The organism is Bacillus sp. P4_D3, assembly GCF_056401855.1.
Map to the genome: position 1 here is coordinate 1 of NZ_JBFUIN010000148.1, position 7,226 is coordinate 7,226.

Here is a 7,226-nt window from a genome sequence, read left to right on the forward strand (position 1 = left end):
ATGTCATGTTGGTGCGGACTTAATGGCAGGTTCTCTTATTAAGAATCCTGGCGGGGGAATTGTTAAAACGGGTGGTTACATTGTCGGTAAAGAACAGTATGTTGAAGCGTGTGCATATCGTTTAACATCTCCAGGAATCGGTGCGGAAGCAGGAGCGTCTTTATACAGTCTGCAAGAAATGTATCAAGGGTTCTTCTTGGCTCCGCATGTTGCTGGTCAAGCGCTGAAAGGTGCTATTTTTACGGCAGCATTTTTAGAGAAATTAGGGATGAATACATCACCGGCATGGAATGCACCAAGAACGGATTTAATTCAATCTGTTCAATTTGACGATAAAGATCGTATGATTGCATTCTGTCAAGCGATTCAATATGCATCTCCAATTAATTCTCATTTCACTCCGTATGCAAACTATATGCCGGGATATGAAGATGATGTAATTATGGCTGCTGGGACATTTATTCAAGGTGCAAGTATCGAATTATCTGCGGATGGTCCGATTCGTCCTCCGTATGTTGCATATGTACAAGGTGGATTGACGTATTCTCATGTGAAAATTGCGATTTGTTCTGCAATTGATGCGTTAATTGAAAAAAATCTATTAACAATTTCTTAAAGGGAAGCTGTCGATTTCGACAGCTTTTTTTCGTGTGAAAGTAATGATTTGTGCCATTAGAAAAAAGAATGAAAAAATTTATAAAAAAACCATGTAAGAAAAGCTAACATCTATTGACACTAAACATAACGTGGTATAAAATGAGAAGCAGTTAAGGCGARGGAGGAACTGAAGTGATGAAAGAAGATAGACGTTCTGCTCCGCTGTTTCCTATTGGTATTGTAATGGATTTAACACAATTATCTGCACGTCAAATTCGCTACTATGAAGAGCATAATCTTATTTTTCCAACCCGTACAAAAGGGAATCGTAGATTATTTTCATTTAACGATGTAGATAAATTGTTGGAAATTAAAGATTTGTTAGATCAAGGCTTAAATATGGCCGGAATTAAACAAGTATTGCAAATGAAAGAAAATCAAACAGAAGCAGTGAAAGTAAAAGAAGAAACGAAAGAAATTTCAAAATCCGAGCTTCGCAAAATTCTTCGAGATGAACTACAACATACAGGTAGATTTAATCGGACTTCATTGCGACAAGGTGATATTTCAAGGTTTTTTCACTAAAGATAACTGATTCTTAAGGTGTTTAGAGGGACTAAGGAGGAATTTATAATGGCTAGGTACACAAGAGAAGATATTTTCCGTTTGGCGAAAGAAGAGAATGTAAAGTATATCCGTTTACAATTTACGGACCTTTTAGGAGTAATTAAAAACGTAGAAATTCCAGTGAGCCAATTAACAAAAGCTCTTGATAACAAAATGATGTTTGATGGATCTTCTATCGAAGGTTTCGTACGTATTGAAGAATCTGATATGTATTTATATCCAGATTTAGATACTTGGGTAATTTTCCCTTGGACAGCTGAAAAAGGTAAAGTAGCTCGTTTGATCTGTGATATTTACACTGCAGCTGGTGATCCATTTGATGGCGACCCACGTAACAACTTAAAGCGTGTGTTAAAAGAAATGGAAGCATTAGGATTCTCAGATTTCAATCTTGGACCAGAGCCAGAATTCTTCCTATTTAAAGTTGATGAAAAAGGAAATCCAACATTAGAATTAAACGATAACGGTGGATACTTCGACCTTGCGCCGATGGATCTGGGGGAAAACTGTCGTCGTGATATCGTTCTTGAACTTGAAGAAATGGGCTTTGAAATTGAAGCGTCTCACCATGAGGTTGCACCAGGTCAACACGAAATTGACTTTAAATATGCAAATGCAATTCGCTCATGTGATGACATTCAAACATTCAAACTTGTTGTAAAAACAATTGCTCGTAAACATGGCTTACATGCAACATTTATGCCGAAACCATTATACGGTGTGAACGGTTCAGGTATGCACTGTAACTTATCATTATTTAAAAATGGTGAGAACGTATTCTTCGATCAAAACGGAGACTTACAATTAAGTGATGATGCTCGTCACTTCATCGCGGGTATTTTAAAACATGCACCAGCATTTACAGCGGTAGCAAACCCAACTGTAAACTCTTACAAACGTTTAGTACCTGGATACGAAGCTCCTTGTTACGTAGCATGGTCTGCACAAAACCGTAGCCCGTTAGTACGTATCCCTGCATCTCGTGGTATTAGTACACGCGTAGAAGTACGTAGTGTTGACCCAGCTGCAAACCCATATTTAGTAATGGCAACTTTACTAGCAGCAGGTCTTGATGGAATTAAAAACAAATTAACTCCACCAGCTGCAGTAGACCGTAACATCTATGTAATGACAAAAGAAGAGCGCGAGGAAGCAGGTATCGTTGACTTACCAGCAACATTAGCGCAAGCATTAGTTACATTACAATCTAATGAAGTAGTATGCGGTGYGCTAGGAGATCATTTACTTGAGCACTTTATCGAAGCGAAAGAGATTGAGTGGGATATCTTTAGAACGCAAGTTCACCAATGGGAACGCGATCAATATATGTCTCTATACTAAGAGAGAAAAAAGCCCTAATACTACGGTATTAGGGCTTTTTCGTCATTTATCTACAGTGAAAAAACACGAATGTTGTCGTAATGTTTTTAGTGTCATCAGGAAGTAATTTAGTGAAAATAATTTGTGTTGACGCGTTCTGTATAAAGAACTAAAATGGCATTAACTAGAAATGTTTATATATTTAAAAGAATGAAGATATTATTTTTTCTTAAGTTTTAGATGCCAATTTCAAGTTGAAGCTCATTGGTTTTAAATGAGGAGGAAAGTTATGGATAAGGAAATGAATTTGAAAAATCTATTTACTATTATACGGAAGAAAATTTGGATAATTCTATTATTTACAACTTTTACAACATTAGGAGGAGCGATTTATAGTATGTATGTAAAAACGCCATTATATGCCTCCTCGGCAAGACTTATTGTCCAAGCTAACGCTGAAACTATGAATACACTGAAAGCAATGGTAAATGAGCCTGTAATATTAGAAAAAGTAGCCGCTGAATTGAATATTAATAGATCCGTAGGTGCATTAAGTGGACAAATAAGTACAGAAAGTGTACAAGGTTCCCAAATAATAAGGATTAATGTGGTAGATACTGATCCTCTGCTTGCGCATAAAATTGCAAATACTACTGCAACTGTTTATAAGAAAGAAGTAGCTAATATATTGAATTTTAATAATGTGAGTATATTACCAGAAGATCCGGTTCAAAAACATTCAATGCCTATCAATGTAAATCACACTAAGACGATTGCAATTGCATTCCTGATAGGTATGGTGCTAAGTATCGGTTTTATTTTTTTATTGGACTCTCTCGATGAGACAATCAAAACGGAAAGACGCATTGAGCAATTATTAGATATCCCGGTTTTAGGTGGAATTTCTAAAATGAGTAAGAAAAATAAGAAAGACAAATATAGTGAAAAGAATACGTTGTCATTGAAGGAGGAAACGGAGTGGGTTACAAAAATAGACGAAAAACAAATAAATTTAAAGGAGAAAGTATAATTGTACATACCGCTCCAAGATCGAAAATTTCAGAGCAGTATCGTTCGATTCGAACAAATCTCCAATTATCCGCGTCTATTCATAAAAATAGAACTATAGTTATTACTTCTCCAAGGTATGGTGAAGGGAAATCAACTATTACAGTTAATTTAGCAGCTTCGATGGCACAAAAAGGTGAGAAAGTATTGGTGGTCGATGCAAATTTACGAACGCCGATTATTCATGAAATGTTTGGAGTGGAAAACACAATTGGATTAACTGATATACTGAACGGAAAAATAACTTTAGAGGGGGCAGTGAAAAAAACAGAGCTGGGAAGGCTGGATGTATTAACTAGCGGACCAGTACCATTTAATCCATCTGAAGTGCTTAGTTCGAGTTCAATGGATATGTTAGTTCAAAAGGCAATGGAACGGTATGATATCATATTATTTGATTCTTCTCCTGTATTAGAGGTAACGGATACAAGTGTATTGGCTGATAAATGTGAAGGTGTATTATTGGTGATACGTTATAATCATACTGTGAACGAAGATGCGCTTGAAACGAAAAGGGCGTTAAGTTTTACGAAAAGTAGGATGTTAGGTGCGATTTTGAATGGAAAAGTATGAATAATATAAATGTACTTTAGAAAAAATTCAAAATTTGTATATAAAGATGTTCTTTATAAAGAATTTTTTTAAAAAGGACTACGATGTGGTGATGTCTCCTTACCGCTATCAATGGAGGCACTCGATTATGCTGTGGGGTGTGAAAACAACCTTAGATGCGAGTCATCAAGAGCGTAATGTGAGGGAGGGTTAGATGCCCATTTTTATTAAAGTTTGTAGCTATGTGTTTTTAGTAAAGAGAATATAGCTACAAACTTTATTTTTGAAATAAATTGGGAAGAGTTATGTAAGGAATTGATTAAAGGGGGAAGTAATATGACGTATCGACGGAGGATATCGCTATTGCTTTTAATGGATTCACTGATTGTATTAGGTGCAATTTTTTTTAGTTATTTCTTTGTAAATGCTAGCTTCAGTGTTATCACTTTATCATCAGTTATTAGTTCTATCACTTTATTATTAAGTCATCATTTGTTTGCTTTTGTTTATAAGTTATACAAAAAAGCTTGGGAATACGCAAGTATAGGTGAACTACTCATTATATGCAAAGTTGTTACATTTTCTATTATCACTACAGCGGTTGTGCAACAACTAATCATGCAAAAAATGTATTTTCGATTGTTAGTTGTAACTTGGATGATTCATATTTTATTAATTGGCGGTTCGCGTTTTATGTGGAGAATGTATAGAGATACTTATTATGTGAAAAATGGTGACAAAAAAAGAACTTTAATTGTTGGTGCTGGTTCAGCTGGGACAATGGTTGCAAGACAGTTGTTAAAGAATAGTGCTGTCGAATTAATACCAGTCGCATTTATGGATGATAATGTAAAAAAACATAACCTTGATATTTGGGGTATTCCAGTAATTGGTGGTATGAATCAAATTGAGTACGTTGTTAAAAAACTGAATATTGAAATAATTATTTTAGCAATTCCCTCATTAAATAAAAAAGAGCAAAATGTTATTTTGAAAAGATGTTTAAAAACAGAAGTGAAAACTCAAATTCTTCCGATGTTAGAAGACTTAGTAACGGGTAAAGTTTCGGTGAATGAATTCAGGGATGTTCAAGTAGAAGATTTATTAGGGCGCGATCCTGTAGAACTTGATGTGGATGTTATTTCAGATTATATAACTGACAAAGTCATTTTAGTTACTGGTGCAGGAGGTTCGATTGGTTCGGAAATTTGTAGACAAATTGCAAAATTCAGGCCAAAAAAGTTGATTTTACTAGGGCATGGGGAGAACAGTATTTATTCTATAGAAATGGAATTAAACAGAAAATATGGAGATATGAAAGGCACGTTTATTCCTGAAATCGCAGATATACAAGATGAAAAGAAGATGCAATTAATTATGAGCAAACATCTTCCGAATGTTGTATATCATGCAGCTGCACATAAACATGTACCACTAATGGAGAATAATCCTGAAGAGGCTGTTAAAAATAATGTGATTGGGACTATGAATATAGCAGAGGCAGCGAGAGCACATGGAGTGGGAACGTTTGTCATGATTTCTTCGGATAAAGCAGTGAATCCGACGAGTGTTATGGGAGCAACGAAAAAATTGGCGGAGATGGTTATTCAAAGTAAAGATAAATTGAGTCATACAAAATTTGTTACTGTACGCTTTGGGAATGTCCTAGGAAGTAGAGGGAGTGTAATACCTTTATTTAAGAAGCAAATTCAAAATGGTGGACCAGTTACAGTTACGCATCCTGATATGGTTCGGTATTTTATGACAATCCCGGAAGCATCAAGACTCGTAGTGCAAGCTGGTTCTTTAGCTAAAGGTGGAGAGATTTTTGTTTTAGACATGGGAGAACCAGTGAAAATTGTCGATCTTGCCAAAAATTTAATTCGATTATCAGGAAATTCTGTAGATGAAATAGGAATAGAATTTACTGGTATACGTCCAGGAGAGAAACTTTTTGAAGAATTACTAAAAGAAGATGAAATGAATGAGAAGCAAGTTCATCCGAGAATTTATGTAGGGCAAGAAATGAATGTCCGTATAGAAGAGATAGAAAAACTAATTTCCGAATATTCAGCGTTAAATGAATTAGAATTAAGAAAGCGATTGTTAAATTTAGTGAATCAGCGTAAAACTATAAAACTCTTAATACCAGTATCAGGTTAAAGGAAAAAATTTATAATAAGACGGGTGCGTGGGAAGGTGTCTAAAAAAGTTCTGTTTTGTGCAACTGTGGATTATCATTTTAAAGCTTTTCATTTACCGTATTTGAAATGGAGGAATTCAAGTGGATTATCCATTAAGGGTATTACACGTAGTTGTAAATATGAATCGAGGTGGAGCTGAAACTCTACTTATGAACTTATATCGGAATTTAGACCGTTCTAAGATTCAATTTGATTTCCTGACTTGTAAAGAAGGTATATTTGATGAGGAAATAGTAGCGCTAGGAGGAAGAGTTCATAGGATTCCTTATATTACTGATGTGGGGCATACAAGGTATATGAAGGCTCTAGATAAGTTTTTTTCATCCTATCAAGAATATAAAATTGTTCATTCACACATGGATAAGATGAGTGGATTTGTACTTCGTTCGGCTAAGAAAGCGGGTATATTGATTCGAATCGCTCATAGCCATAATACTCGAAGTGAAGGGGGACTTGCGGCAAAGGCTTATAAATGGTATGCAGGAAAATCTATACTAACGTGCGCAACACATTTATTAGCATGTTCAAATGCCGCTGCAAGATGGTTATTTGCAGATGAAGCAAATATAGCTAAAATCTTAAAAAATGGGATAGAATGTGATAAATTTGTATTTTCTCCCGAAATCAGGAGGCAAGTGAGAAAGGAACTACAACTTCACCAAGATACTTTTGTGGTAGGGCATGTTGGAAGATTTGCACATCAAAAAAATCATTCATTTCTTATAGATATTTTTGTTCAATTAATTAAATATAAACCAAATTCTAGTCTCCTATTAGTCGGAGACGGGCCGCTACGTTTAGAACTTGAAAAAAAAATTAGAGGTTTGAATTTACAGAATAATATAAGACTTCTTGGAG

At 35.2% G+C, this 7,226-nt stretch carries 7 protein-coding genes and 1 pseudogene; all 8 read left to right on the forward strand.

The genetic code is table 11. The features are described 5' to 3' along the window. The coding region (locus tag AC1DTM_RS15100; protein ID WP_477000428.1) for a methionine gamma-lyase family protein at positions 1-616 on the forward strand (616 nt) is incomplete at its 5' end. Positions 617-792: 176 nt separating this feature from the next. Then, positions 793-1,182 carry a transcriptional repressor GlnR gene (glnR, locus tag AC1DTM_RS15105; RefSeq protein ID WP_002014475.1) on the forward strand — a complete coding sequence of 130 codons (390 nt, stop codon included), beginning with the start codon at positions 793-795 and terminating at the stop codon, positions 1,180-1,182. 48 nt (positions 1,183-1,230) lie between these two features. After that, positions 1,231-2,565 carry a type I glutamate--ammonia ligase gene (glnA, locus tag AC1DTM_RS15110; RefSeq protein WP_477000429.1) on the forward strand — a complete coding sequence of 445 codons (1,335 nt, stop codon included), beginning with the start codon at positions 1,231-1,233 and terminating at the stop codon, positions 2,563-2,565. A gap of 268 nt (positions 2,566-2,833) precedes the next feature. Continuing rightward, a complete protein-coding gene (locus tag AC1DTM_RS15115; RefSeq protein ID WP_477000430.1) occupies positions 2,834-3,574 on the forward strand; it encodes a YveK family protein in 741 nt (246 codons plus the stop codon). Continuing rightward, the gene (locus AC1DTM_RS15120) at positions 3,523-4,185 is read left to right on the forward strand and encodes a CpsD/CapB family tyrosine-protein kinase (RefSeq protein WP_016105893.1); all 663 of its coding nucleotides are present in this window, start codon (positions 3,523-3,525) and stop codon (positions 4,183-4,185) included. Before AC1DTM_RS15115 ends, AC1DTM_RS15120 begins: the two co-directional genes overlap by 52 nt. A gap of 315 nt (positions 4,186-4,500) precedes the next feature. Further along, positions 4,501-6,327: a polysaccharide biosynthesis protein gene (locus AC1DTM_RS15125; RefSeq protein ID WP_477000431.1), complete on the forward strand. Its 1,827-nt coding sequence runs from the start codon at positions 4,501-4,503 to the stop codon at positions 6,325-6,327. A gap of 36 nt (positions 6,328-6,363) precedes the next feature. Then, a pseudogene (locus AC1DTM_RS15130) lies at positions 6,364-6,462 on the forward strand (hypothetical protein); the annotation flags it as partial. Then, positions 6,449-7,226, forward strand: a 778-nt coding sequence (locus AC1DTM_RS15135; protein ID WP_477000432.1) for a glycosyltransferase, incomplete at its 3' end; no start/stop codon positions are given. The pseudogene AC1DTM_RS15130 and the gene AC1DTM_RS15135, both read left to right, overlap by 14 nt.